At 42.5% G+C, this 26,985-nt stretch carries 28 protein-coding genes and 1 riboswitch; of the genes, 17 read left to right on the forward strand and 11 right to left on the reverse strand.

Translation table 11 applies throughout. The annotated features are described in order from the left end of the window. Positions 1 to 38: 38 nt before the first annotated feature. Genes ACP8HG_RS18790 through ACP8HG_RS18820 form a run of 7 tightly spaced genes read left to right on the forward strand, consistent with a single transcriptional unit; the run spans position 39 to position 7,879 of the window. Positions 39 to 1,217, forward strand: coding sequence for an HpcH/HpaI aldolase/citrate lyase family protein (locus ACP8HG_RS18790; RefSeq protein WP_187046499.1), 1,179 nt, complete (start codon positions 39 to 41; stop codon positions 1,215 to 1,217). Then, positions 1,180 to 2,556, forward strand: coding sequence for a phosphoribosyltransferase family protein (locus ACP8HG_RS18795; protein WP_421102108.1), 1,377 nt, complete (start codon positions 1,180 to 1,182; stop codon positions 2,554 to 2,556). Before ACP8HG_RS18790 ends, ACP8HG_RS18795 begins: the two co-directional genes overlap by 38 nt. A 25-nt stretch (positions 2,557 to 2,581) precedes the next feature. Further along, on the forward strand, positions 2,582 to 3,685 hold the full coding sequence (locus ACP8HG_RS18800; protein WP_438297594.1) for a cysteine protease StiP family protein: 1,104 nt from the start codon (positions 2,582 to 2,584) through the stop codon (positions 3,683 to 3,685). Continuing rightward, positions 3,682 to 4,485: a hypothetical protein gene (locus ACP8HG_RS18805; protein ID WP_187046501.1), complete on the forward strand. Its 804-nt coding sequence runs from the start codon at positions 3,682 to 3,684 to the stop codon at positions 4,483 to 4,485. The genes ACP8HG_RS18800 and ACP8HG_RS18805 overlap by 4 nt, the downstream gene beginning before the upstream one ends. A gap of 60 nt (positions 4,486 to 4,545) precedes the next feature. Next, positions 4,546 to 6,174 carry a YceG family protein gene (locus ACP8HG_RS18810; RefSeq protein WP_438297597.1) on the forward strand — a complete coding sequence of 543 codons (1,629 nt, stop codon included), beginning with the start codon at positions 4,546 to 4,548 and terminating at the stop codon, positions 6,172 to 6,174. Between the two features lie 5 nt (positions 6,175 to 6,179). Next, the gene (locus ACP8HG_RS18815) at positions 6,180 to 7,250 is read left to right on the forward strand and encodes a toxic anion resistance protein (RefSeq protein ID WP_067205006.1); all 1,071 of its coding nucleotides are present in this window, start codon (positions 6,180 to 6,182) and stop codon (positions 7,248 to 7,250) included. A gap of 14 nt (positions 7,251 to 7,264) precedes the next feature. After that, a complete protein-coding gene (locus ACP8HG_RS18820) occupies positions 7,265 to 7,879 on the forward strand; it encodes a TerD family protein (RefSeq protein ID WP_340741308.1) in 615 nt (204 codons plus the stop codon). Between the two features lie 193 nt (positions 7,880 to 8,072). Here the strand turns inward: ACP8HG_RS18820 and ACP8HG_RS18825 are convergent, their stop codons facing one another. The 7 genes from ACP8HG_RS18825 to ACP8HG_RS18855 all read right to left on the reverse strand — a co-directional run bounded on the left by ACP8HG_RS18825 (position 8,073) and on the right by ACP8HG_RS18855 (position 14,174). Continuing rightward, positions 8,073 to 8,930: a YitT family protein gene (locus ACP8HG_RS18825; RefSeq protein ID WP_067205014.1), complete on the reverse strand. Its 858-nt coding sequence runs from the start codon at positions 8,928 to 8,930 to the stop codon at positions 8,073 to 8,075. Between the two features lie 465 nt (positions 8,931 to 9,395). Beyond that, the gene (locus ACP8HG_RS18830; protein WP_067205017.1) at positions 9,396 to 10,412 is read right to left on the reverse strand and encodes a ThiF family adenylyltransferase; all 1,017 of its coding nucleotides are present in this window, start codon (positions 10,410 to 10,412) and stop codon (positions 9,396 to 9,398) included. Further along, on the reverse strand, positions 10,409 to 11,182 hold the full coding sequence (locus ACP8HG_RS18835; protein WP_438298676.1) for a thiazole synthase: 774 nt from the start codon (positions 11,180 to 11,182) through the stop codon (positions 10,409 to 10,411). Before ACP8HG_RS18835 ends, ACP8HG_RS18830 begins: the two co-directional genes overlap by 4 nt. Continuing rightward, complete coding sequence (gene thiS, locus ACP8HG_RS18840; RefSeq protein WP_187046503.1) at positions 11,179 to 11,385, reverse strand: sulfur carrier protein ThiS; 207 nt, start codon at positions 11,383 to 11,385, stop codon at positions 11,179 to 11,181. The genes ACP8HG_RS18835 and thiS overlap by 4 nt, the downstream gene beginning before the upstream one ends. Next, on the reverse strand, positions 11,348 to 12,448 hold the full coding sequence (gene thiO / locus ACP8HG_RS18845; protein ID WP_342539545.1) for a glycine oxidase ThiO: 1,101 nt from the start codon (positions 12,446 to 12,448) through the stop codon (positions 11,348 to 11,350). The genes thiS and thiO overlap by 38 nt, the downstream gene beginning before the upstream one ends. Further along, positions 12,432 to 13,037 carry a thiamine phosphate synthase gene (locus ACP8HG_RS18850; RefSeq protein ID WP_342539546.1) on the reverse strand — a complete coding sequence of 202 codons (606 nt, stop codon included), beginning with the start codon at positions 13,035 to 13,037 and terminating at the stop codon, positions 12,432 to 12,434. The genes thiO and ACP8HG_RS18850 overlap by 17 nt, the downstream gene beginning before the upstream one ends. A 235-nt stretch (positions 13,038 to 13,272) precedes the next feature. After that, a riboswitch (TPP riboswitch) is annotated at positions 13,273 to 13,381 on the reverse strand. A gap of 73 nt (positions 13,382 to 13,454) precedes the next feature. Continuing rightward, positions 13,455 to 14,174 (reverse strand): YebC/PmpR family DNA-binding transcriptional regulator, encoded by a 720-nt coding sequence (locus ACP8HG_RS18855; RefSeq protein ID WP_067205029.1) that lies wholly within the window; start codon positions 14,172 to 14,174, stop codon positions 13,455 to 13,457. Between the two features lie 712 nt (positions 14,175 to 14,886). Here ACP8HG_RS18855 and ACP8HG_RS18860 point away from each other — a divergent pair. From ACP8HG_RS18860 to ACP8HG_RS18880, 5 genes are all read left to right on the forward strand, one after another. After that, positions 14,887 to 15,570 carry a phosphoribosylaminoimidazolesuccinocarboxamide synthase gene (locus tag ACP8HG_RS18860; RefSeq protein WP_067205032.1) on the forward strand — a complete coding sequence of 228 codons (684 nt, stop codon included), beginning with the start codon at positions 14,887 to 14,889 and terminating at the stop codon, positions 15,568 to 15,570. A gap of 148 nt (positions 15,571 to 15,718) precedes the next feature. Beyond that, entirely contained in the window at positions 15,719 to 16,201 is a 483-nt protein-coding gene (locus ACP8HG_RS18865) for an RrF2 family transcriptional regulator (protein ID WP_187046506.1), read from the forward strand. A 32-nt stretch (positions 16,202 to 16,233) separates the two neighbouring features. Beyond that, positions 16,234 to 17,187: an LLM class oxidoreductase gene (locus tag ACP8HG_RS18870; protein ID WP_338653841.1), complete on the forward strand. Its 954-nt coding sequence runs from the start codon at positions 16,234 to 16,236 to the stop codon at positions 17,185 to 17,187. Positions 17,188 to 17,227: 40 nt separating this feature from the next. Next, a complete protein-coding gene (locus ACP8HG_RS18875) occupies positions 17,228 to 17,443 on the forward strand; it encodes a DUF896 domain-containing protein (RefSeq protein WP_067205039.1) in 216 nt (71 codons plus the stop codon). A 4-nt stretch (positions 17,444 to 17,447) separates the two neighbouring features. After that, positions 17,448 to 18,440, forward strand: a complete 993-nt coding sequence (locus ACP8HG_RS18880) for an LLM class flavin-dependent oxidoreductase (RefSeq protein WP_342539549.1) — start codon at positions 17,448 to 17,450, stop codon at positions 18,438 to 18,440. Positions 18,441 to 18,506: 66 nt separating this feature from the next. Here ACP8HG_RS18880 and ACP8HG_RS18885 read toward each other — a convergent pair whose 3' ends face one another. Then, complete coding sequence (locus tag ACP8HG_RS18885) at positions 18,507 to 18,827, reverse strand: hypothetical protein (RefSeq protein ID WP_342539550.1); 321 nt, start codon at positions 18,825 to 18,827, stop codon at positions 18,507 to 18,509. A 314-nt stretch (positions 18,828 to 19,141) separates the two neighbouring features. Here ACP8HG_RS18885 and ACP8HG_RS18890 point away from each other — a divergent pair, with 314 nt between their 5' ends. Further along, positions 19,142 to 19,669, forward strand: coding sequence for a superoxide dismutase family protein (locus ACP8HG_RS18890; RefSeq protein ID WP_438298677.1), 528 nt, complete (start codon positions 19,142 to 19,144; stop codon positions 19,667 to 19,669). Between the two features lie 82 nt (positions 19,670 to 19,751). Here the strand turns inward: ACP8HG_RS18890 and ACP8HG_RS18895 are convergent, their stop codons facing one another. Continuing rightward, complete coding sequence (locus tag ACP8HG_RS18895; RefSeq protein ID WP_342539552.1) at positions 19,752 to 20,891, reverse strand: zinc-dependent alcohol dehydrogenase; 1,140 nt, start codon at positions 20,889 to 20,891, stop codon at positions 19,752 to 19,754. 73 nt (positions 20,892 to 20,964) lie between these two features. Beyond that, positions 20,965 to 22,092 (reverse strand): CAP-associated domain-containing protein, encoded by a 1,128-nt coding sequence (locus tag ACP8HG_RS18900; protein WP_067205050.1) that lies wholly within the window; start codon positions 22,090 to 22,092, stop codon positions 20,965 to 20,967. A gap of 158 nt (positions 22,093 to 22,250) precedes the next feature. Between ACP8HG_RS18900 and ACP8HG_RS18905 the strand changes: the two genes are divergently transcribed. From ACP8HG_RS18905 to ACP8HG_RS18920, 4 genes are all read left to right on the forward strand, one after another. Beyond that, on the forward strand, positions 22,251 to 23,120 hold the full coding sequence (locus ACP8HG_RS18905; protein WP_342539555.1) for a putative RNA methyltransferase: 870 nt from the start codon (positions 22,251 to 22,253) through the stop codon (positions 23,118 to 23,120). A 130-nt stretch (positions 23,121 to 23,250) separates the two neighbouring features. Then, positions 23,251 to 23,904, forward strand: coding sequence for a pentapeptide repeat-containing protein (locus tag ACP8HG_RS18910; RefSeq protein WP_342539556.1), 654 nt, complete (start codon positions 23,251 to 23,253; stop codon positions 23,902 to 23,904). A gap of 43 nt (positions 23,905 to 23,947) precedes the next feature. Next, positions 23,948 to 24,424, forward strand: coding sequence for a hypothetical protein (locus tag ACP8HG_RS18915; RefSeq protein ID WP_067205058.1), 477 nt, complete (start codon positions 23,948 to 23,950; stop codon positions 24,422 to 24,424). Then, the gene (locus ACP8HG_RS18920) at positions 24,421 to 24,579 is read left to right on the forward strand and encodes a hypothetical protein (RefSeq protein ID WP_187046511.1); all 159 of its coding nucleotides are present in this window, start codon (positions 24,421 to 24,423) and stop codon (positions 24,577 to 24,579) included. Before ACP8HG_RS18915 ends, ACP8HG_RS18920 begins: the two co-directional genes overlap by 4 nt. A 259-nt stretch (positions 24,580 to 24,838) precedes the next feature. On the opposite strand, the gene ACP8HG_RS18925 is transcribed toward ACP8HG_RS18920, so the two are convergent. Next, positions 24,839 to 26,971, reverse strand: a complete 2,133-nt coding sequence (locus tag ACP8HG_RS18925; RefSeq protein ID WP_438297605.1) for an MMPL family transporter — start codon at positions 26,969 to 26,971, stop codon at positions 24,839 to 24,841. Between the last annotated feature and the right edge of the window lie 14 nt (positions 26,972 to 26,985).

Consider the following 26,985-nt stretch of genomic DNA (forward strand, 5'->3'; position numbering starts at 1 on the left):
TACCCTAAATCGAATAATAAATAAGGTTGGTGCTCAGATTGAGGTATTTTAATGACTTAGCTGCTATTGGCTTAGAAGATTTATTTTATCGGAAACCGGAGACGGTTACGAAGCATACCGATAAACAACGGCTATCATACAGTCTGGGGGCTTTATTGTATATGCCAGCAACCCGTGAGGATATAGCCCATCTCATTATTACCAACAAATTTAAGGAGCTTGTCACAGTAGCGATCTGTCTTGAAGATGCAATAGGTGATCATGAAGTTGAACGGGCGGAAAATAAACTGATTACGCATATGCAACAAATTAGTGCTGCAGTTCAGGATGGTCGACTTACGGAAGAAACGACTCCACTTATTTTTGTTCGGGTAAGAAGTGCACAACAGATGCTGGACATAGGGGAGCGGCTCGGTGATTCGTTGAAGAACCTCGTAGGCTTTGTGTTTCCTAAGTTTGCATCGGATAATGCGGAGGACTACTTATCGGGTCTGCGACAGTTGAATGAGCAAGCGAATACAGTTTTATATGGTATGCCAATTCTTGAATCGCCGAATGTTCTTTACAAGGAGCGTCGCTTGGCAGAGTTGCTTAGTTTAAAGGAGATAGTTGATCGGTATGCTGACTTCATTCTGAATATCCGGATTGGTGCTACGGATTTATGTGGACTTTACGGGTTGAGGAGGGATAGTGAGACGACTGTCTATGAGATTTCCATTGTCAATGAGCTAATTACGGATGTTGTCAATATATTTGCCAGGCAACATGACGGTTTCGTGGTATCGGGTCCAGTGTGGGAACATTTCTCATCAAACGGTCGTATCTTAAAACCACAACTGCGTGAGACGCCATTTCAAGAAAGTTCAGGTTCAGTGGGTCTTCTACTCAGAAAAGAATTGATACGGAAAGATTTTGACGGGCTAATTCAGGAAACGTTGCTAGATAGAGCGAACGGCTTAGTTGGGAAAACAATCATTCATCCGTCTCACCTTTTGCCTGTGCAGGCATTGCATGTCGTCACGAAGGAAGAATATGTGGACGCACTTAGTATCTTCCAGCAGGCCACAGGTGAAAAAGGTGTGTTCAAAAGTGAATTTATGAACAAAATGAATGAGATTAAGCCCCATTTATACTGGGCACAAAAAGTGTTAATTAAGTCTGATATATACGGGGTGTACAATGAAAACATTACATTCATCGATTTATTATCCGAGTAGGTACACGCATGAAGTTTGCGAAACCATGCAAGTACATGTACAAATTGACCAAAATCCATATGAGCTTTCAGTTGAAAGTTTATATGAGATGGCCGCAAGAATTAACAAAAAACGTTCTTTTTTATTCGTCAGTAAAGTACTCGGGAAACATATTTCTATTCCGCCTCAACTGCCCTTGATTGCATCAGCATTGCTGGCCTCTGCTTATTATGAAGGTAAGACAAGCAAACAAATGCCTGGAAAAGAACAGCTCATCGAAGCAGTTAAGGACGGTTCCACTAAAAACTTGCAAACAGCATATTCAATTGTACAGGAACTACACTGTCAACTTGATGAGCCGGTTGTGTTCATCGGTTTTGCGGAAACGGCAACGGCCCTCGGTCATGGCGTTTTTGACTGTTTTTCGGATGCTACCTACATTCATTCGACTAGAGAAATGCTTGCTGATGAAGAGGTGACGCTCTACTTTGAAGAAGAGCATTCCCACGCTACAGATCAGCGTTGCTATGCACCGGAACAGTATTTGAATAATGACCACTCGATTTGTCTGGTAGATGATGAAATTACGACAGGCAAGACAGCATTGAATATCATCGCTTCTATTCAAAAGCGTTTTCCACGTAAGGAATACACAATACTATCCCTGTTGGACTGGCGAAGTGTAGAAGATCAGCAACGATTGAAGGCATTTGAGAAATTGCATGATGTACGCATCACGACGTATGCTTTATTGACGGGAACAATCCAATTAGAAGGCACACCTGGTTTAGCTGAAGATGCCAGTGTCATTGACGAATTGGTTGTTAAAGTTCCCGATTTTGAGAGAATCAGTCTGAAGTCATTGCCTATCCCTCTTCCTCACTATCCTTATTCTTCAATTGATTCTTTTGGATTTAAAAATGATTCAAGTTATTTGTCTCTGACTGGTAGATTCGGTATCTCGTCGGACAACAAAGAGGATGTTGAAGCATACTGTCAGAGTGCAGGAGAATATTTGAGGAAGTATCGGACAGGAAAACGGACATTATGTTTAGGTACTGGGGAATTCATGCATATCCCCATGAAAACGGCTGTTTACATGGGCGAAGGTGTATCTTATCATTCAACAACGAGAAGCCCGATATTCCCAATTGACCGAGAAGGTTATCCGATAAAAAGTCGAATGGCTTTTGAAAGTCCTGAAGATCCAGCAACTATGAATTATGCATATAATGTATCCGACATGAAATACGATGAAGTCTTTTTATTTTTTGAACGTCCTATAGATGACAACAGGCTTGAACCGATATTACGCCAGTTCAAAGGATTACCTGCAATCTATATTGTAGACTTCACTTGAAAGGTGTGAGTAGAAAATGCAACAAATGACTAAAACAGTGACTGGAAGTTATTCATCTGAAGATGTCGTTTTTCTATTGAAAGATCTGTCAGATGCGAGCCTTGAAAGAAGCCTGAATGAACGGGAAGAGGCTATTCAAGGCGGCGCCCATTATTCGGAAATGCTTCCCATTGAATATGAGCCAACCGAAGCCTATTTAAATCTTTTTTACGAGTCACTCAATACTTCAAAGCGAAAAGTAGCAACAGCGGTCGGCGCAGTTTCGGAACTCCTCATTGAGAAAAAAGGGAAGGAACTTGTTCTTGTTTCCCTTGCGAGGGCTGGGACGCCGATAGGTATCTTGATGAAACGTTATATTAATGCGGTATATGGGTTGAATTTACCGCATTATAGCATATCGATCATTCGAGGACGTGGCATCGATGAAAATGCGATGCTGTATATTACGAGTCAACATCCTGATAAGCGCGTCGTTTTTGTCGACGGTTGGACTGGTAAAGGTGCGATATCTATGGAGCTGACAAAGTCTGTGGAGTCGTTTAAAGAAAAATATGGTATCCTACTGGACGACGAACTCGTTGTATTGGCGGATCCGGGTCACTGCTCTTCCTTATATGGGACGCGGGAGGACTTTCTAATCCCTAGCGCCTGTTTGAATTCAACAGTATCAGGCCTAGTTAGCCGAACGGTTCTGAACAGCCGCTGGATAGGAGCGACGGATTTCCACGGAGCGAAATTCTATTCGGAACTTCAGGATAAAGATGTATCGAATCATCATATTGATGTCATTACGGCAGAATTTGAAGCGGCAGCAATGTTAATCGAAGCGGCGAAAGAAGCTTTAAAGAAAACAGATATGAGCCCGACATGGCAGGGAATGAAAACAATTGCATCAATTCAGGAGCACTACGGCATTGAAAATGTGAATCTCATCAAACCTGGTGTTGGAGAGACGACACGTGTTCTTTTACGACGTCTACCATGGAAGATATTAGTTAAGGATTTAAACGATGTGCGGCTTAAACATATTTTCCAACTTGCAAAGGAAAGAGCTGTACCTGTGGAGGTTTATGAACAGATGACTTATACTTGTTGTGGACTTATTAAACCGTTGGAGAAAAAAGTATGATGTTCGCAAGCGATTTAGATGGAACACTTATTTATTCGAAACGGCGCTTTGGCGAGGAAACCTTGAATGTATCTGTTCGTAATATTGAAGTATATAATGGAAGAGACATTTCATTCATGACAGAAAAAGCGATTGCGCTATTACGCGAACTGTCCGATGAGATGATGTTTGTTCCTGTAACGACAAGAACAATTGAACAGTATAATCGAGTCTCACTATTTCATGAAGAAATACGTCCTACATACGCGATTACTTGTAATGGCGGCGTTGTGCTGAAAGATGGACATATAGATACGCACTGGCAGGATTATATCCGTACTAAAATAGATGGAAGTACCGCTTCAGTGGATGATGTGAAGCGGAAAATAGAAGAGACTGCGGATGCGTCTTGGTTGAAATCCATTCGTGTGGTAGAGCGATTTTTTGTGTACTTGATTATTGAACCACCGCTATCAGCTGAGCGGATCAATTATTATTCACAGTGGGCGGCAGCGCATGACTGGGCATTTTCAGTTCAAGGCAGAAAAGTTTACTTCATTCCATCATTCATCAATAAATGGGATGCGGTGGACTATGTTGCAAAAAAAGAAGGAAAGCAAACGGTTTATACGGCAGGGGATTCCAATTTGGATGTCTGCTTGATTGAACAGGCGGAGTTTGGTCTGATACCACGGCACGGGGAAGCGGCAGCTAAATTTGGTCATCTAGGACTGACACAAAAAACAGGGATTTTGGCATCGGAGGAAATCATTGAAGCTATTCTTTCGAAGCGTCTCCAATTAACTCCTGGAATCCGTTGACGATATCGGACTACGCCCCTTCCATTGACGCAAAAAAATAGGTGATTGGGGGGAGTGAAGATGATAAGGAAACTGATACTTAAGAAGGTTGAATACTCGAATTGGGCAACCGAACTCAGCAAGCCAATTGCTACCCGCCCTGATTATCAATTGGGAGAAGAACGTATACAATACAGTCAGATTGCTACACGTATTGTCGGATCAGGTTTTGATGAAACAGAATATATGATTGAATTATACACAGCGAGCCAGGCCCCTGGTGTGTATGTATTATCTGAAACACTTGATAAGAACATGCCACCAGAACGATTTCAAGCCATCCAGCGAATTTATGATCTTATTCAGGAAAAACCGAATCTATCGATTAACCGCTTTGTAGCTTTTTTGGAGGGGGCACAGTTGCTTCCAAAATACGGCGAAGACCCTGATTTCAATAGATTAATCCGGTCAACACTCATTGAGGTATTTGAACTATTCAAGAAAAATCATGCGGGTGCATTTCATCATCCGGAATTCCGACGAGTTTTTCTTGATATCATCAAATGGACGTGGAATCATATTGATCCATGGGTCAAGGGAACACCGATCGATAAGGATATCCCACACATTATCTGGTACGGCGATATGAACAAAAGTCAGATGTATTTTCTGTTCTATACAATCTTATTGGGAATGGATGTTGTCATTCTTCATCCGGAAGGAAAAGACGATTTTAAAGAGCTTGATCCTGACAACAACTGGTCCTTCTTGACGGAATATCCGACCACCATGAAAATCCAACCTTTTCCGCAAGAAGAACCGAAACGACAAGGGACAGTCGCATACCGTGCTTCGAAAGAAATCGATCACGTACTTCACCATGAAGGTTCTGCTTATTATAAGCCATGGCAATTCCGCAACCATCTCCCCGTGGCAGTTACATTAAAAACGACATATGACGAGATTTTTCTATTGGCGAAAGAAAAGGCATTTATACGACCAAATTTCTCTGCCAATGGGGATGAAGTGAAGATACCCGCATTGTTCGCGAAAGTTTCCGGCGTTTCAACCAGCCGAAAAGAATATTGGGATAAAATGCATCGGCTCACTAGCCAACCGAATTGTGTAGTAGTGAAAAAATTCCCATTCATACAAGAAACGAAAGCGAATAACCAATATCATTACCAGCATGCACTTGGCAAAGATGGTCGTTTGGTCCCGGAAAAAATGATGCAAAGCAACTGGTGGCAGTACGGTCAACTACATGACGGTGCTCAACTAGGACTCGCGGCGGCCATTTCAAGGATTTGCGCCCATTCGAAAATGAAGGCACAACCGGGGGAAACACCGGAACAAGTCTCTCTCTATTTGTTCACACAGGCAACTTCCATACCGGAAGAATTGATCAATCTTTTGCAAACGTTTGATTATGCGCAAGAGGTTCCAAAAGTGATTTTATATAACAATGAAGTTAATGGTATTTTGTCTAGAGCAGATGCAGCATTGCTGTTACTGTTGAATGAAATTGGACTTGATATTATCTTATACAATCCACCCGGTCACAATGATTTGGAACACTTCATAAGGAAAGAATATTTTGATCATCATATGCTGGAAGATATGGTGTTCGATCTATCCTTTCAGGAGAATAAAAAGGATGCATCAATTGTAAGCGGTTTTTTAAATCGACTTTTTAACGGAAGGGATTGAATGGCATGGAAGAAACAAAGAATTATGAAGTGGAAGTATTGACGGAAAACAAAGCGGAAGCACTACGCTTACAGTTACGACAGGATCCAGAGGTTCAAAATTTAGTCCGGTCAATCGATACTAGAAACCAGACCGGATTATTAGAATTTGGGAAAGAACCGGCCGTTGAAATTTCCACTTTTGCTGATCGCATATTGGCTTCCATGCGTTCATCGAGTGTAACTGATTCAGGCGAGATGTTGAAACAACTTGGGAAAACGATGGATAAATTCGATAAAAATGACTTTGACGAGCCAAAAGGTTTTTTGGGCAAGTTTTTCAAGCGTGGAGATAAATTAATTGAAAAAGTGTTCGGCAAATACCAAACGCTCGGCAAGGAAATCGAAGGCATACACATCGAAATTTCAAAGTATAAAGACGAAATGATTCGTTCAACGACCAATATGGACGAAATGTATGACCAAAACTATAACTATTACATGGCACTTGAAAAGTATGTTGTAGCTGGGCAGATTAAAGCTGAAGAGCTGCGGGCGCTCGTTCCAGGTCTTGAACAAAGATCAGCAGGCGGCGATCAATTAGCGCAGATGGAATTAGATACTATGAATAATGCGATACAGTCGCTTGAAGAGCGGGTCTATGACCTTGAAATGGCAAGAATGGTCGCGTTGCAGACAGCACCCCAGCTCCGGGTCCTACAACGCGGAAACACGAAACTTATTGGGAAGATCAATTCGGCATTCATTACAACGATTCCAATATTTAAAAACGGCATTATCCAAGCAGTTGCTGCGAAACGTCAAAAACTTGTAGCGGATTCTATGGACGAACTTGATAAAAGGACCAATGAAATGCTACTAAAAAACTCGCAGAATATCGCTAGGCAAAGTGTGGAAATTGCCCGTACTGCAGGTGGTCCGAGTATTAAAATTGAAACGATTGAAGAAAGTTGGAGCACAATCGTGAAAGGGCTCGAGGAAACGAGAGCTATTGAAGATGAAAACAAACGTACAAGGGAAGATGGCATGAAACGGATTGCACAGCTACAGGACAGCATGAAAAATTTCGGTAAGTGACTGGAGGAACCGATATGATCGAACTGAAGAAAAAAGGGCAGTCCATAAATTTAACGAAAAAAGGAAATGATGTAGGTGAGATTCTAGTTAACTTAAACTGGAATCAAAACTCCAAAGCGGCTAAAAGTGGCGGATTCCTATCCTCGCTGTTTGGTGGCGGACAGAAAAACTTTGATTTAGATCTTGGTTGCCTGTATGAATTGAATTCGGGAGAAAAGGGCTGTGTTCAGGCCCTTGGTAACGCATTTGGCTCGTTGAAGGATTTCCCTTATATTCAGCTGGACCACGACGATCGTACGGGGGCTTCCACAGGCGGAGAAAATTTACGTATCAATGGTTCTCGTATTAAGGACATTAAACGAGTGCTTGTATATGCATTCATTTATGAGGGCGCTGCGAATTGGTCAGAAGCGGGCGGGATCGTCAAGTTGACATACGGCGGTGGAGAAGATATTGTCGTCAAGCTTGATGAGCACCGCAACGGACAAATTATGTGTGCAATTGCAATGATTGAAAATGTACAAAACGAGACGTTTAGCGTCAAAAGACTTGTCGACTATTTTCCAGGGCATGCCAAGATGGACCAGGCTTATGGATGGGGAATGAGTTGGCAAGCTGGTTCGAAGTAAAATCGGTATCTACTAAAAATGACCAGACATCAATTGATGTCTGGTCATTTTTAGTACTGTATATGTTGAACAAATGAACACCTATGTTAACTGAGCGAAGGTGCCTTACAAGGGGGGGCAGGCATCCCCGAGCGCCGTAGCAGTGTTGAAGGGAATCTTTATTTCAACTTATTTGGAATTCAGTGTTATAGGTTTATTTAACTTGATCGCCTTCACGTCTAAAGAATCCGTAAACACCAGCAGTTTGAACAATATTCGTAAACGCATTTGGATCTATTTCATTAATTATTTTTTCCAAATCATATAATTCATAACGAGTGATCACAAGATAAAGCATATGCTTATCCTCTTTTGAATACGCACCTTTTGCGGGAAGAATCGTTATGCCACGTACCATTTTCTGATGAATCGCATGCTGTAATTCGTCTGCCTTTTGTGTAACAATCATTGCGGTCACTTTTTCGTGACGTGTATGGAGTGCGTCAATCACAACTGTAGTTACATACAATGCTAACATCGTATATAATGCGTTTTCCGGTTCATACAGAAAACCTGCCAAGACGATTATGATACCGTTCAGCAGTAAAAAATAGGTTCCAATAGGCTTATCTTGTAAGCGTGATAGGACCATAGCGATAATATCCATTCCGCCTGTAGATGCCCCAAGTTTCATCGAAATCCCAACTCCTACACCTGCAATTACACCGCCAAACACGGCATTTAGAATAATATCGTTTGATAGAGATAGGACAGGTAAGAGTTCTAAGAAAATTGTAACAAAGATAACGGAAACGATGCTATAGATGGTAAATCCTTTACCTACTTTGTACCATCCTAATATAAAGACGGGAATATTGAATAGTAACAATAATATTCCTGTACTAATCTCAACGCCGATGAAATCATTTAATACACTAGATGTCAGTTGCGCAGCACCCGCAAATCCGCTGGCATAGACATTTGCATTGATTAAAAAGAAGTTAAGCGAGATTGCAAGTAACAAGGAACCAAAGATAACGACAATAATGCGTTTTGCTTCTAAGAAAAACATGACAACCTCCTGTTGTTTTCAATAAAGATAAAATAACTTGTTAGAACTTCCATTGTAACGAACCATATATAGAAATGGTACCCTTAAACGTTTGATGAAATTCCTGTTGGAGGGAATTTATGTTGTGTTTGATGAGAGTGGGGAGGGGAAGTACTGCTAGCATTATTAAAAAGCTGTCCTTAAAGCATGTATATGGCGGGAATTGTATTTTATAAGTTGACGTAAAGAATACCATTGAATTCGCTGTGGCGCTCGGGGATGCCCCCCACGATAAGCCAGTAGAAAAACCACTAGCCGATCTCGTGGCTCCAGCTATTCCTGTTAAGGCGCATTCGCTTAGTTTATGTAGGTATTCAGTTGTTCACCATTTTTAGTTTTCGCAATTAGGGGGGACCATTTGGTTTACCTTTACGAGGGGGAACTGAAAAAAGAGCATAAAAGCTATGCTCTTTTTTCATTCAACAATTATCCTAGCAACCCGGCAGCAATTTTCTTCGCAGTTACAATATCTTTCGTTCCATGTACAAGCATGCGACCGTCACGGAACAGCACGATGCGGTGACCGTTGTATTCACAGGCAACAAGATGTGGGTTGTGAATTAATTTTGAGACGCTTCCGCGAATTGATTCGGCAAAAGGGAGGAGTTCAAACTTTCTACTTTTAGGCCAAGACAATTGAACGGTGTCACGTCCACAAAGCACCGCTGTTTTCATAGACTCACGGGCAGAAAGGAACGGATACACTGCATTTTCGGAACAGCTTGGACAACCGGCTTTCTTCATGCTTGCAACTCCAATTGAAGCGCGGTCGCCTGTCCATAAATCAGCAGATTCGAGTTTCGGTCCAAAAGGTGTTCCCGTTATATATTTCAACACGTCAGTAACTTGCCGAGCCGCTGTAGTAACCACAACCGGGCTGATGACGCCGACTGTATCACATGTTAATGTCTGTGATGGCAATGTTTCTAGCAAGCAATGTAGACACGGCTGGTTGTCTTGAATGCCAATCGGAAACGTTAGGCCATAACTTCCGACACATGCCCCCATGAAAAAGGGGATGCCGAGTTTCAGCGCTGCATCGTTCGCTAGCAGCCGTGTTTCAATATTGTCTGTTGCATCCAAAACTAAATCATGGTCGGTCATTAGATCGAGGACGTTTTGTGGCGTTACATCGACTACAATACCTGTTATAGCTACATCGCTATTAATCGCCGTCAATCGTTTCTCCGCCGCAACTGCTTTTGGCAATTGCTCAATGACGTCTTGTTCCGTATACAATTGCTGGCGATGCAGATTGGTCGACTCGATAATATCCCGGTCCACAATCGTTACACGTCCAACGCCTGCACGGACGAGCATTTCAGCACCGGATGAGCCAAGCGCGCCGGCACCTAATATGAAAATACTAGTTTTACGAATCCTTTTTTGGCCGACATCGCCAATTGGAGCGAATAATGCCTGACGTGAATATTTTTCAATCAATTCGTTACAAGTCCTTCCAGTGGGCTACTTGCAACCGCATAATCGCGCATCGGCATCCGGCCTGCTTCATAGCCGAGTCGTCCCGCTTCAATCGCGAGCTTCATGGCAAGGGCCATTTTAATCGGATCTCCAGCTTCTGATACCGCTGTGTTCAATAAAACTGCGTCAGCGCCAAGCTCCATTGCATAAGCTGCATCTTTCGGCGAGCCAATTCCTGCATCGATAATAACGGGTACATTGGATTGTTCAATGATGAACGACAAGTTAAGTGGATTCAAAATACCGCGCCCTGATCCGATAGGGGATGCGCCTGGCATGATTGCATGAACGCCCATTTCGCATAACCTACGTGCGAGCACAACATCATCTGACGTATAAGGCAGGACGATGAATCCTTCATCTAACAGCATTTCAGTTGCCCGAAGTGTTTCTACTGGATCCGGGAGTAATGATCGGTCACAACCGATGATTTCAACTTTAATCATGTCACAAAGTCCTGATGCTTTCGCCAGTTTCGCGATGCGTACCGCTTCTTCCGCTGTTTTTGCGCCCGCTGTATTTGGTAATAGTGTATATTTCGAAAAATCGAGTTGTTCCAAGAAATTTGGTTGTGATGGCTCGAAGATATTCATACGTCTTACTGCGAACGTAAGAATTTCTGACTCCGATACACGCACTGCCTCTTTTTGCACATCAAATGACGGGTATTTTCCTGTACCTAGTAATAGTCTTGAATTGAATGTTTTATTGCCGATTGTTAGCATAATTATCCTCCTCCTACAAAGTGAATGATTTCTATTTGGTCGCGGTCGTTGATCGGTTTGTCATATGCGTCTTTCGCAAGAATATCTCGGTTCATTTCCACGATGACGATGCGTTCCGCAAGTTCCAGATGCCCAAGCAGTTCCTGCACATTTTCAACTTCTGCGGGCATGTCATACCGATTGCCGTTCAGTTCGATTGTTCGCTTCATGAAAAATCCCCCTTTTCGGATCAAATGCCTTAATCCGTTCTGTATTCACTTCATTTCCGATGATCAAATCACGAATCAAGCAGGCGGTTGCGGGCGCCAATAAAATCCCATTTCTGAAATGACCAGCTGCAATATACATATTTTCATTCCCTGGAATCCGACCGATATACGGTAAGTCGTCAACGGTTTTTGGACGTAGACCTGCCCATCTGTTCATAACAGGAAGGCGGGAAAGACCAGGTATAAAACGTTCCGCAATAGCACTTAATGCCAAATTACCGGCATCAGTTATCTGCAAGTCTGTATGTCCGTATTCCATCGTGGCCCCGATGACGAGCGTTCCACCCGAGCGTGGAATTACGTAACAGCCTTTATGGAAAAGTGTATAAGGTAATTGCATGCCTACCGCATTGAGTTGCATACATTGGCCTTTCACTGCGGTCATTTGCAGCCCTGACACAAGCTTGGTGCTCGCTGCACCGCTTGCGATGACTAGATGTTTTGCGTTGATAATGGACGACGCAATGCGTATCTGATAGCCACCATGTAACAGTGTGATTTCATCGACTGTGGCCTGTTCTGAAATAGTAGCACCCAAATTTTTAGCCGCTGCGCAAAATGCCAGACAAGCCTTTTCAGGATGAACATGGACGTCTTCTTCAAAAAGATACGCACCAAAAGCAGGTGGAGCAACATGCGGAATTCGTTCGCGAACTTGTTCAGCTGAAAGATGAACTGCGTTTTTCCAACGGGAGAGGGCAATTCGTTCTTCTTCGGAACAAGCAAACTGAACAATACCGCCAGCTGTATAACCGAAGTCCGCCCCTGCATCACGTTGGAATTCTGAATACAGTACCTGACTTTCTTGCGCGAATGAATAAAAGGTGTCATTCAAATATTCAGAGTGTGCACCAAGCATGCCGCCAGCCGCCCGAGTAGTGCCTTGAGCGATTTTATCGCGTTCAACAAGGTGAACTGACAAACCCTCTTTTGCTAAATAATAAGCTGTACTGCAACCAATAATCCCTCCCCCAATAACGACAACATCAACTGGTTGTGACATGGTTGGCATCCTTATAGGCTGTTGTGGCAACTTCAGGATTGTCACTGCCAAAAATGGACGACATCACTGCAATTCCTGCAACTCCGCCTTGATTTAATTGCGGAAGGTGATGGGGCTGAATTCCACCAATTGCATAGATGGGAATTGCTAGCGATTCAACGATTTGAAAAAGCTCATCGGTTCCACGGGGGAAGAGGCCAACTTTTGAACTTGTCTCGAATAAATGACCATAAAGAATCCAGTCAGCACCTTCTTTATAAGCAGTTTCAGCTTCACCATAAGAGTGGACAGATCTGCCGAAGGAGATAGCCGGGAATTTTTTTTTGAGTAGCGTTAGCGGTTCGCCGTATCCGGGAAGTTGAACTTTGTTAATCCCGGTAATTGAAGCGACATTCGTTCGCCCATGGACAATTAGTTTAGTTGAATCAAAGCCAGATTCGATTAATTGTCGAATCAACGCTATTATTTCTGAATCCATTTTCGATTTCTCACGTAAGATGGCTGCGTCGATAAAAGGTTCGATTGCTAGCAATGTATCAAGCAATTGGCTACGTTCCATTTTGTCATCTGTTACGGCAATTATCTTCATCGAACTCCTCCTTATCGAAAAGAAATAGTATATGTTTTCACCTGGGAATAGGGTCTAGTTTCAGGCGCCAACCCCTCGGGTCATAAGTCGTTTTACTGCGAGGGCTGAAGGACGCCCTCTTCGTAAACCGTCTTATGCCTGTCGGAGCTGAGCGGCGCCTTCTGCTTTTCTTGATAAAAAAAGACCACTTTCCAGGTATGGAAAGTGGTCTGTCGATGGCATTAGAATGCACTGATAGGAAGACACGCCACTTCCCTACGCAGGTACAAACCTGTTCAGGTGATAAGGGTAGCGGAGTGGAACTCGTTTCTCAGTCCTTTAAAAGGATTCCCCTAATGGTCGAATATGTTATGAAGTTGTCAATCTATTAGTAGCATAGCACGTCAATGGAATGAATGAAAGGATGAACAGTTGCGCTTAGTCGTCTAAGTGGACGTTATGATGCACTTGTTGAACATCTTCCAAATCATCCAGTACGTCAATCATTTTCTCGAATTGTGCTTGAGCTTCTGGTGACAGAGTCAAGTCGTTTTGTGCAAGCATTGTTATTTCAGCGACGTTAAACTCTGTAATACCGGCACTTTTTAAAGCTGCCTGAACAGCATGGAACTGGTCTGGCTCAGCATAGATGATGACCGACTCCTCTTCATCTAGAATATCACGCACTTCGACGTCCGCATCCATTAGAAGTTCGAGAACGTCGTCGGCGGACATACCTTCAATTCCGATAACTGCAGTCGCATCAAACATATAGGAAACAGATCCGCTGACACCCATATTACCGCCATTTTTACCGAATGCGGCGCGTACTTCTGATGCAGTACGATTGACGTTATTTGTCAGTGTATCGACAATAACCATCGAGCCATTTGGTCCGAATCCTTCATAGCGAAGCTCGTCAAAGTTTTCTTCTGAACCACCTTTTGCTTTTTCAATTGCCCGGTCAATAATCGCTTTTGGTACACTATATGTTTTTGCGCGTTCTACGACAAATTTTAGCGCTTGATTCAATTCAGGATCAGGCTCGCCTTGCTTCGCTACTACATAAATTTCACGTCCGAATTTAGCATAAATGCGACTCGTGTCCGCATCTCTTGAAGCTTTTTTCTCTTTGATATTGTTCCATTTACGGCCCATGAATTTCCACTCACTTTCGATTAAGCATAGATTTACTACAATAAGTATACAACAATTATATGCAAGTAGACGAGTGGGAATTATTAAAAATGGGCTATTAGGTTGTGTAAGGGAGAAAGTTTTTACCTATTTAAGTTGAATTAAGGAATCCCACTAAATTTACTGTGGCGCTCAATAAGGAGAGAGTATTAATTCGGGGGGGATTGTAGAACGCTTGGCGCTTTGGGGATGCCTTTGCCGCGCCTGCGCTAGGATGTTCATTATCGAGAGAAATGTGATTTTGAGATGTATACGCCGAGATTATAATGTGCTTATTTTTTGCTACTAATTCTATTCAAGAAAGACACACTCCGGGTTGCAGTTTTCATCGCAGATAATGAAAAGCTCTTTCTCACATAGACTATCTAGCGCAGGCGCGTCTTCGCGGGAGGCATCCACAAAGCGCCGAAGCGGTATTAGGGGGAATCCTAATTCATTTCAAGTACAAGTTTTTTTTCAGTAGCCTCCCAAAAGCCCTTGTAAAGCGCATACGCCGTATTCATTTGTTCAACATATATACTGTCTTTCAATTATGAGAATTTGTCTACTATCGTACAGTTTTGGCGTGATGGAAAGAACATTATCCGATATTTAAGAAAAACTCTTTTTCTTATGACGATTCTCAATTATACTAAAGGTGAACGTTCATCCTACTATAGAAGGGAACAGACGCATGGAACTCATATATAAAGGGAAGACGAAAGATGTATACAAATTGGACGGCAACAATGTACTACTGAAATTTAAAGATGATGTAACCGGAGAAGACGGGGTTTTCGATCCTGGTGCGAACACAGTTGGCTTATCGATTGAAGGCGCGGGGCAATCCGGACTTCGGATGACGAAATATTTCTTTGAAAAAATGGCGGATAAAGATATTCCTACTCATTATGTAGATGCTAATATTGATGAAGTAACGATGACAGTACGATCAGCGAAGGTATTCGGCAAAGGCCTTGAAGTGATTTGCAGATACCGCGCTGTTGGAAGCTTCTTGCGTAGATACGGTGCGTACTGTGAAGAAGGACAACCTTTGGATGCCTTCGTAGAAGTCACGCTCAAAGACGATGACCGTAACGACCCGCCGATAAACAAGGATGGACTAGCACAACTTGGTCTATTGACAACTGATGAATACGTTACGCTCGAAGCATTAACGAAAGAGATTTCAGGCGTAGTTAGAGCTGAACTTGCAGCAAAAGGTCTTGACTTGTATGATATTAAACTCGAGTTTGGACGCGACGCTGAATCAGGTAAGATCATGCTGATTGACGAAATTTCCGGTGGTAATATGCGCGTCTATAAAGACGGTACATATATTGCACCAATGGATCTTGAAAAATTGATACTTGCATAAATGACAAACCGCTGTTAATTCCACGAAACTGGAGTTGGCAGCGGTTTTTATTACAATCAAATAAATGTACTTTACGAGTACTGTAAGATAAAATTCGATAAAGAGGATAATGAATATCTACATTAGATTAATAAAAGAGGCGAATTTTATGCAAATGAAAACAGGCGTTGAGCAGTCTGTTTATGCGATTCTCATGCTAAACATGCTGCCGGATAGAGCAGTACTACCAGGAGATGCAATCAGCCAGCAACTGGGAACCTCACCAACATATTTTCAAAAGTTGTTGAGAAAACTGGTCAGTGCAGACTTGATTACTTCTGTGTCAGGTGTAAAAGGTGGGTTCAAATTAAAGAAAAAGCCCGAAGAGATCCGGATATACGATATTTATCTCGCAATAGAGGGTCAGCAATCCCTTTATTCCGCGAGTGGGATTCTCGACGACATGCTTGATTTGGAAAAAGAAGATACAGGTTGTTTGTTAACGGACTTAATGGGAGAAGCTGAATCGGTTTGGAAATCCGTACTGAAGCGTGAAACAATCGCATCCCTATCAGATGGAATTCAGACAGAGCGCTATCAAGAGAAAGTGGAATTTCTACAAGAATTGATTCGCGAAAAAATGGTTCTGTGATTGAAAAGAGTGGCAGCTAGGAGGATGGCATTATGGGGAAATTCCAATCACATAATGGTTTTACACGAACGTTTAAGGAAAACAAATTAACGCTTGGGTTTATGTTTCCTTTGGAGCCGGATGCTGGAAGTCTCCCCAAGATGGATTTGAAAGAGCAAATGACGCTTGTGAATAAAGTAGAAGATCTAGGATTTGCTTCTTTGTTTGTTAGAGATTCACCGTTATTCGATCCTAAATTTGGAGATACAGGTGTTATATATGATCCTTTTATTTTTCTCGCCTATGTAACAGCACATACGAATAAACTCGCGCTTGGTACTGCAAGTGTCGTCACAACATTACGTCACCCCCTGCACTTAGCCAAATCAGCTGCATCTTTGGATGAAATGTCTAATCAACGTTTCTTGTTTGGCGCTGCAACTGGTGACCGCCCAATCGAATTTCCCGCATTTAAAGTGGAGCATAATGATAGGGCAGAATTGTTTCGGGAGTCGTTAACGGTCATGAAAAAAGTGTGGGAAGAATCATACCCACAGGTTCATACAGAAAGGGTTGCCATGACAGAAGGGGATATTATTCCCAAGCCTGTCTTAGCCGATATCCCCGTTTTAGCAACAGGCTATTCTGGTCAAACGACTGAATGGCTGGCAGAACATATGGATGGCTGGATGTTTTATGCGCAAGAAGCGAATCACCAGCGTGAAATGATCAAACTTTGGCGACAGGCAACGGGTGAGTTTAAACCATTTATACAACCATTGGTTATCGACTTATCAGAGAATCCGTTGGCCGCACCGAACCCAGTACCTATAAAAGTAGGCTTTAGGTCAGGTCATAAGTTTCTAATCGATTACTTGTATGCTTTACAAAATATTGGTGTTAATCATGTCATATTGGGTTTGAAAACGGGTAACCGCCCCGTGGAAGATGTAATTCAGGAAATAGGGGAATATGTACTTCCTCACTTTCCATCAATTGAGAAGTGAAGCCATTGAAAAGTAAATGATAGGGGAAGAGGGAGAAAAAATGATTAAAGACTTAGACCGCATTAATGAGCTAGCAAAAAAACAACGTGAAGAAGGTTTGACAAATGCCGAAATGGTTGAACAAACAGTATTGCAGCAAGACTACTTACGAGAAATTCGTGGGCAAGTTCTGAACACTGTTTCAGGTATAACTGTGATTGACCCACTTGGGGAAGACGTCACACCTGAGAAGCTTCGCCAAGAGAAGGGACGTTAAACATATGAGATTAAGTATACTAGATCAAGCACCTGTTACTAGTGGAAATACTGCCCCAGGTGCTTTGAAAAAAGCAGAAGAACTGGCTATCTTGGCAGATGAATTAGGCTACCATCGGATGTGGATGGCTGAACATCATGGAACAAAATCATTTGCAAGTTCAGCACCCGAAGTAACAGCAGCTCACTTGGCTGCCAAAACGAAAAACATTCGTATTGGTACAGGCGGTGTAATGATGATGCATTATTCGCCATTGAAACTAGCTGAAGTGTTTAAAACATTGAGTGCGTTTTCTCCTGGTCGAATTGACTTTGGTGTCGGTCGCGCGCCGGGTGGGGATAACCAAGCCATTTATGCATTATCAGAAGGCCGCAAACCGATGGTCAATGATATGTATGAGAAATTTGAGACGGCACTCCAATTGATTAACGATGAAGTGCCGGAAGACAATTTGTACAACAAAACAATCGCAACCCCTTCTACTATCGTTTTACCGGAAGCATGGTTGCTTGGTTCGAGCGGCAACAGCGCAATCCAGGCAGGTCGGATGGGTGTAGGCTATTCGTTTGCGCAGTTCTTCAACGGCGGTATGACTAAAGAGATTTTAGATGCATATAAAAAGAATTTCCAACCCTCGGTGTTCTTGGAAAAACCGGAAATCAATGTGTCCTATATGGTAACGGTAGCTGAAACAAAAGAAGAGGCTGAATTCGAAGCTGTACCTCAGGACATTGCCCGTTTAATGCTAATGAAAGGTCACCTCGGGCAATCCTTAACACCTGAAGAGGCCCAAGATTATCCGTTGACGGAAATGGATCGTATGACCATTAAAGAAAATCGTAAACTGCATTTAGTGGGAACAGCTAAAGAGATTGCGACGCTGTTACAAACAGAGCAGGAGCATTACGGATTTGATGAAGCCATGATTTGCAGCATTCCTCATTCGCAAAAGAAACGCTTGGATGTTTATCGTCTATTAGCGAAGGAACTGTTTTAAAGTTAATTAAATAAAAGAGATAAACCGCCGCCAATTCGACGTAAACTGGAATTGGTAGCGGTTTTTTTACTTGTTTGTATCATCTGCCGATTTCTCAAGTGTATAAAATATAGTGAAGATACCTAGTGAAATAACGATTAGTTCACGAACAATGGTTCCACCCAAATTTAATTCATCGGCTAGGATTCCACCAAGAATTCCAGTATAGCCAGCAATACCTATCGACATAACTGAGATGATGTAAAGTAAATACTGAGCTATTCCAAGCTTTTTACTTCTCCAAATAAAGACAATACTTGATAGCAATCCGATGATTAACAATTCATCAATTTTATTCAAATAACTTTGCAAATCAGCTAAAGACATTGTAATTGTCAAGAAAGACATGCGATTTCCACCCTTTCTGTCAAAGGTAAGACGAAGTGATATGGAATTAGTTTCCTGGTGTGTTAACCCGATCTGTGTTTAAGCAATCGCAGAAGAAAATATAAGATATAGATAATTGAACATATGAATACGTGTAAAAAGGGAGTGAAGGCACTCCCTAAGCGCTGAAGCGTAATTGAAATGAATCATTATTTCAACTTAGATAGGAAAATAATTCTACTTTCCATACATATTAAAATGAATTAAAGCCATCCTCCTTAGTAAAGAGATAGTGAGGAGGAATTATATTGAAACAAAAAATTGTACTATCCATTATGTTGTCTGCGCTATTGATTGCTGGTGGGTGTGGAAAGAATGGAGTGAAATTACCAGTCACTGGAGAAAGCGTCCAGTCGGTGATGTCGCCGATTTTGAACACGAAAGGGGATAAAATTGGTGAAGCCAGCTTTGTTGAAGGAATCGACGGTGTGACAATCAATATCCAGGCTGAAGGATTGTCGCCAGGCAAACATGGCGTTCATATTCACGAAATGGCTGTGTGTACACCACCTGATTTTAAATCTGCAGGAGACCATTTCAATCCGGGACATAAAGAACACGGGTTTGATAATCCAAAAGGGTTTCATTTAGGTGATCTACCGAACCTCGAAGTCGATGCAGATGGTAAGGTCACTGCTGAAGTGACGACTGCATTAGTTACGCTAAAGCCAGACGTTAAGAACTCACTTCTTGACGCTGACGGCAGTTCGCTTGTTATTCATGAAAAAGTAGATGACTACAAAACGGATCCATCGGGTAACTCAGGTGATCGAATTGCCTGTGCGGTTATTAAAAAGAAGTAAGGGATAGTCATAAAAAGTATACTTTAGACCACGAAAAAACCGGCGGATACATCACTAAGATGTGCATCCACCGGTTTTTCATTCAAGGCTTCAATATGACTTTAATACACTCATCTTCATGATCGTGAAAACGCTGATAAGCGGTAGCAGCTTCTTCAAGTGGGACCACGTGGGAAATGATTTCTGTCGGGTCGAATTGGCCTTTCGTGATTTTATCGAAAAGCATCGGCATGTAATGAATGACAGGCGCTTGTCCCATTTTTAGCGTAATATTGCGTTCGAAAAGATTACCGAGAGGAAACATATTGTAAAGGGAACCATAAACGCCTGTTAGCTGGATGGTCCCAAACTTTCGAACGGATTTATAAGCGATATCAATAGCGCTTAATGTTCCGCCTTGCAGCTTCAATTTCTGTCCAGCTTTCTCAAGCATGTTCTTTTTACCGTCCATTCCGACACAATCAATGACTATGTCGACCCCGCCACTGGTCATCTCTTTAATGTGGCTGCCTATATCGTCGAATTTTTCGAAGTTCAGTGCTTCCACTTTATTCATTTTAACAGCATGGTTTAGGCGATATGGAACGTGATCGATTGCCAACACACGTTTAGCGCCTTTCATCCAAGCAAACTTCTGAACCATAAGACCGACTGGCCCGCATCCGAGGACAGCGACCGTATCACCTTTTTTAACACCCGCATTTTCTACGCTCCAATAAGCTGTCGGCAGGACGTCCGACATGAAAAGAAGGGCTTCATCGGGGAGCTCACATGTTTCAGGGATGACAAACGGTGTAAAGTTGCCATAAGGAACACGTAAATACTCGGCTTGTCCGCCTGGGTAATTGCCGTAGCGTTCGGTGAATCCAAGATAACCGCCCGTGTCCACATGGGGATTCGGATTCGAATTGTCGCATTGACTTTCCATTTCATTGTCACAATAAAAACAATGCCCGCATGCCAAATTGAACGGGATTACGACGCGATCCCCTTTTTTTACTTTCGTCACATTGGGCCCGACTTCTTCGACAATACCCATCGGTTCATGTCCGATGACATAGTCCTTATGCGTCGGTATAGCGCCCAAATAGATGTGCAAATCTGATCCGCAAATGGCAGTAGAAGTTACCTTGACGACAATGTCATCATGCTTTTCAATTTTTGGGTCATCCACTTTTTTTACTTTAATATCTTTTGCACCCTGGAATGTAACAGCTTTCATTGATAAATCCCCTCCATTATGCTTAATAGTCTATCCAATTCCCTGAATATGACCCATTAATCCTAAATGGAGCTTATTTCAGCAAAAAGTTCTCTGTATAATAAGGCTGCAATTTATCATTGAACGAAACGCCCGTCCCCAGGTGGCTGTAAGTATCTAGCAAAATGTTTTCGCGATGTCCCTCTGAATTCATAAGGCCTTCATGCGCAAAAATACTGCTTGATTGGCCATATGCAAGATTTTCACCTGCACCCCGGAAACTGACGCCGTCATCTTTCATTCGATCGAATGGGGATTTCCCTTGCTTGTTTTCGTGGCTAAAATAATCATTATCTGCCATATCCGCACTGTGTTTGCGCGCTGTAACTGCTACGTTTGACTCCCATTTTAGGATGGAAAGCCCGTGACGGACGCGCGCTGCATTCGTTAAGTCGAAAAGTTGTTGTTCGAACCCGTTTCGTAAGTTTGCATCACCGCCGGCATAGATGCCGGTTTTTTTCTTTTCCAATGAATCGTTAATTAGCTGGATGGCTGTAACTTTGTCATTTTGATGTAAATCATAAAAAACATAAGTGTAGGTATCGCCTGATTTGAAGACGTCAAAACCCTCACTTTCCTGGAGCATGTAAATGTTCAAACCTTTTCGAATTTCTTTAATCGGTTCGCCGAATGTTTCGCGCACCGTTGATTTTAAAGAACCGTATTTGATGCCAGCAGTTGATGAAATGAGGTCGTCATTTGTATAAATGGCGTTCACTATCTGTTTATCATCGAACGAAACCATGACGAAGTTTTGATAGCCATCATGATAAGTGAACCATTCGGTACCGTATTCGTTCATGGATTGATTTTTTGGTTCCCCAAGTTCAGCTGTCACGTTTTCTTGTGGGCTACCAAGTTCGATATTGTGGATTGAGACCTGGGTTTTCAAGGGTTTATCCAACACTGGTTTTTCTGCAACAGGGATAGATTCTTCGGTTTCAGTTGTCTTTGAAGTTAGGTAAGATAGTGCTTTATCTATGGTGTTGCTGATGGAACGGATTGTTGTGTCGAGGGATTCCTTTGTCAAAAGAGTATCGATTTTTTCATCGACAGGTTCTAGAAAAGAGATGTCGACATATTGTGAGACTGGTTCTTCCCAGTACGGTTTTGTGAAATAAAGTGCAGCAATGAAAAGGATGAAAAGGAATAATCGTTTCATGGAATCGCCTCCTACCTGCTATTGTAACCCCATGGGACTAGTTGAATACAGTATGAAGGTATTTATGGTGACGGTAATAAACTGGGTTCGCTCCATTTCCAGTACTCGTCGAAAAGCTGTATACTAATAGAACAACTGATGAACGGGGTTTTCAACGTATGACTATATCAAAAAAAATATTCAATGCACAAGTGATGGAAAGCAACTCGCATTTATTTAGATGTCCAATCTGCGCATCTGGAATGGTCATGGAGGACAAGTCGCGGCTCGTTTGTGTAGACAATCACTCATTCGATTTGTCAAAAAATGGCTATGTCAATTTAGCACCGCAGGCACATGTGACGAAGTATGATAAATCGCTATTTGAAGCAAGAAAAACGGTAATGAGCAGTGGGTTTTTCAATCAGGTTCTGGAATTTATTACACATAAAGTTCATGAGCATATAGAAGGGCGGGAACAGGCCTTCATTCTGGACGCGGGTTGCGGGGAAGGCACGCACTTGTCGGCAATTCTTTCACAGCTGCCTGGTAAAACAACTGGAATAGGCATTGATCTTGCAAAAGAGGGGATTACTGCGGCGGCGAAAGAGTATCCAGGTTCAATTTGGAGTGTCGCGGACCTGGCGAACTGCCCGTTCCAAGAAAGCCAATTCGATGTTATTTTAAATATTTTATCGCCGGCAAATTACGCAGAGTTTACACGTCTTCTAAAACCAGATGGATTGTTTGTGAAAGCAGTACCGGAAAGCGGTTATCTAAAGGAGTTACGAGCTGTTTTTTATGATGATGAAGAGCGCACAGGCGATACGGATCCCGTTGCGCGCTTTGCGCAACACTATGACGCTGTCACAACGGAACGGATTACGTATGTATTCCCGTTATCGTCGGGGCTTCTTGCACCGCTTATCCGCATGACTCCGCTCACGTGGGGCGCGAGTGAGGAAAAGATTGAAGAAGCGCTAGGAATGGATATACAGAACATTACAATCGACTTCACCGTCATTTCAGGTGTGAAGAGGGTTGAGTAAAGAAAGGGGCGAGGAAGATGTTTGGTGGAATTAGCAGTGTTCCAAGCTGGTTTTATATTCTCGCGATTGCGGTAGTTATACTATTTATTATTATTATGGAATGGAAGACGCGCTAAAGGGGGATTCATTTATGACTAAAAAAAAGGTTAGTAAACGACAGAAACCGAAGTTGTCTGTTACTCATAAGGCTATGCAAGTGGAAGCGATTCTCGATAATGAAGGATACATTGAAAAAGTCCGCATTGACGGAGGTCATATGACAGGTGCGGAAGGTGGAAGACTGACTTTCGATGACGTGATCTTTAAAGATGTATCGTTTGCGGGAAGTGATTTAGCGGGAGCAGAATTTGTTGATGTAGTGTTTGATACGTGCGATTTATCCAATGTTAATTTTCAAAGTGCCATGTTCCACAGGTGTGAAATCGTTAATTCGAAACTGACGGGTACGGACTTTGCGAATGCGAAAGTGGGGCATACGTTAATCAAGGAATGTGATGGGCGCTATATTAACTTCAGCTTCTCTAGCATGAAGGAAGTTGAATTCGCTGAGTGTAATTTAACAGATGGCGATATTTATGAAAGCTCATTTAATAACGTGCAATTTAAGTTGTGTAAGCTGGATAATATTAACTTCACTGAAACGGACTTGAATGGTGTTGACTTGTCTGATAGTACATATGACCGGATTGAAGTCACGCTCCCGAAAATTGCAGGCTGTATTGTGTCAAAAGATCAGGCAATTGGCTTCGCACGTGTGCTTGGATTATCCGTGAAAGAAGAATAATGGTATACTTAAACGAAATCAGAGTGGAAAAGAGTGAACATATATGTTGACATTTGAAGAGAAACAACAGATTATCGAAACAATTCCCGAACTTACACGTAAAGATGTGTCAATGAAACGGGTCAACTATCATTATGAAGAAAGCTTATATGAAAAAACAGTCGTCGTTCAGCATCTTCACCCGAACGGTAACGGTTTTATCTATGTAGCGGGAATTCCTGGTTATGATACGGATGAACGTGGTCTCGTCAATATCCGTGAAGCTTCAGAAGAGGAACTACGGAAAATTATTGCAGATTCTATCAAGGCTTTATCTGAAGGAGCACCTGAACCGCAGGCTATTGTACAAAAGTTTGTGAACAATGAAGGTGAAGAGCTAATCCTTATGGAAGAGCAAGGCTTCTGGAATTTGTATCACGGCTTGAATCTTGAAGAAAGTTTCGGGGATTATAACGAAGCGGACGTCTATTTGATTGAAGAGGAATTCGTCAGAGTTGAAGACGAGGATGATGCGCAGTGAAAGGTAAAAACCTTGTCATCGGCCTTGTGCTAATTACGTTATTAAGTATTATTGCTGTTTATTTCACGATGAAGGCAACAGTCAATAATATGGAAAATGGGATGGCGCCGATTGTGACGGTTGTTGAATTGATAGAAGAAGTTGATTATCGCTAATTGAAAAAGCACACCAGGGATTAATCCCTGGTGTGCTTTTTCTAAAGCTAAAATATATACGTTTTTTCCACTGTGGTCGATGTCTAGCTCCAGCGGTCAGATGCTCGGGTCATAAGTCGAACCGGCTATGCGGTAAAGTGCACCGCTTCGCCAATCCGTCTTATGCCTGTCGCGGGCCTACAGGATGTAGGTCATGCAGCTGTTGCCACAGGAAGTGGCGTACTTAAGCTGCGTTCCTTTTAGGCACCTTCCGCTTTTCTTAATGCCAATTTCCTGGCTTATAGGGCCCTTTTCTAAACGGTAACCACCAGTTCCATTTGCCGAACAGTTTCATTAAGCTTGGAACGAGCAGTAGGCGAATAATCGTTGCGTCAATGGCGACTGCTATCGCGATGCCGACACCGATCTGCTTCACTGGCATAACGTCCGTAAAGGCGAATGCCCCTGTCAGAACGATCATGATCAGTGCCGCAGACGTGATGATCTTACTTGTTGTTGCAAGACCTTCAACAGTTGAGTGGTCATTATCCAATGTTTTCGCATACTCTTCCTGCATCCTTGAGATGAGGAACACTTCGTAGTCCATACTTAGTCCAAAGACAAGACTAAAGACGATGACAGGGATGATAAGCGCAATTGTGCCTGCTTCCAATCCGAAATGACCATACTGGAAAATATAGACGAGAATACCGAATGTGGCAGCCAATCCGACGATGTTCATCAAAATTGCTTTAATCGGTATTAAAATAGATTTAAAAGCAATCATTAGGATGAAAAACGTCGAGACAAGGATAACTAACAGAACGTACAAAATCTTATCCAGTATTTCATCGAAGATTTCCTGATTGAACTTTGGTTGTCCGCCGATGGATAAGTTCCACTCCGTTTGCTTGTCGGACCAGTCGCGCGCCCAATCTTGTGCGGCATCTGAACTGCCATTAGCTCTAAGTGTCACAGGAATCATCAGCTTGTCGTCTTTCACAAATGTTTCAATAAGAGGGGAGAGTCCGGCGGCGATTTCAGGCGCCAACATCGCTTGCTCCCATTGTTCGACGGAATCGATGTCACTTGCAGTAAAAATTGTCGTTACTTTATCCACAAGCGGATCGTTTGAAAGTTCTTTTTCAAGTTCTTTCATGGACTGGAGACCTTTTTCATCCACCCAGCCGTCCGCACGTTCTGCAATGACATAGACAGCGGCTTGGTTAGCCAGACCAAACTCTTTATCAATCAATTCAAAAGATTGGCGCGTATCATACGACTTTGGCAATGAATCAATTGCTGGAATTGTTAAATCCATATTTTTTACTGGAATTATTGCGATACCGAGTAGGATAAATGCAACAATTGATATCATAACGGGACGCTTAATAACTGCGTTGGCAAATTTGCGCCAACCGTTCGCTTCAGCCGATTTTTCTTTCAATAGCTGCCATTTGTCAATCCGGTCGCCAAGCGCAATAAGTACGGACGGTAACAAGGTTATAGATGCAAGGACAGCCATTGCTACGACAATCATACCGCCGATTGCAATGTTTTGGAAAATGTCGACCTGTATAAGCATCATTGCGCCAAGTCCGATGAACACACAGAAAGCGGAAAAGATGACGGATCTTCCTGCTGTTCGAATCGTAGTGGAGATAGCTTCATGCATCTCGCTCTTTTTGCGTTCTTCACGATAACGGCTGATGAACAACAAAGCGAAGTCTATACTAAGCGCAAGTCCCAGCATTGGGATGATATTCAAGACAAAAATGGACAGGTCCATTTTCCCGCCAAGAATGGCCAATACACCGAACGAGGATACGACAGTTACAATACCAATAATTAATGGTACGAATGAAGCGACGACAGTTCCGAAAGCGAAAAGAAGTATAATAATTGCAATCGGTAACCCGATTGCCTCTGCTGTCATTAAGTCACGTTGGCTAGCAGTGTTAATGTCCTTTGAAATAGCGGAAGCTCCTGTAAGTGTGATTCCTTTTTCATTACCGACAGCCTCTCGGATATCCGTGACGACAACAGACATATCTTTCTCCGCGTTATCAAAATGAAGAAGTGCGTAGGAAGCAGTGTTTTTATACTGTGTATCGTTGTCTAGCGGTGACACAATTTCTGAAGCGACCTTAAGTTTATCTACGTTAGTGAGTGTAGATGCTATTTTTTCATCTGGCACATTCTCGAAAACGAGGAACATGGTTTCTGCCGGCATATCGAATTCATCGGACACAATATCCATGACTGCGGCATGTTCGCCATCTGTTTGGAAGCCGTCACCTTCTAAAAGTCCGGGCAACTTAATCGCGAATAGCGTCAATATGACGAAGATTGCAATCCATGCAAAGATAATATATTTATGTGCGCTTGTTACAAAACGCGCAAGTGTACGCATACAATCATTCCTTC

Source organism: Sporosarcina sp. FA15 (genome assembly GCF_051550195.1).
GTDB lineage: Bacteria > Bacillota > Bacilli > Bacillales_A > Planococcaceae > Sporosarcina > Sporosarcina psychrophila.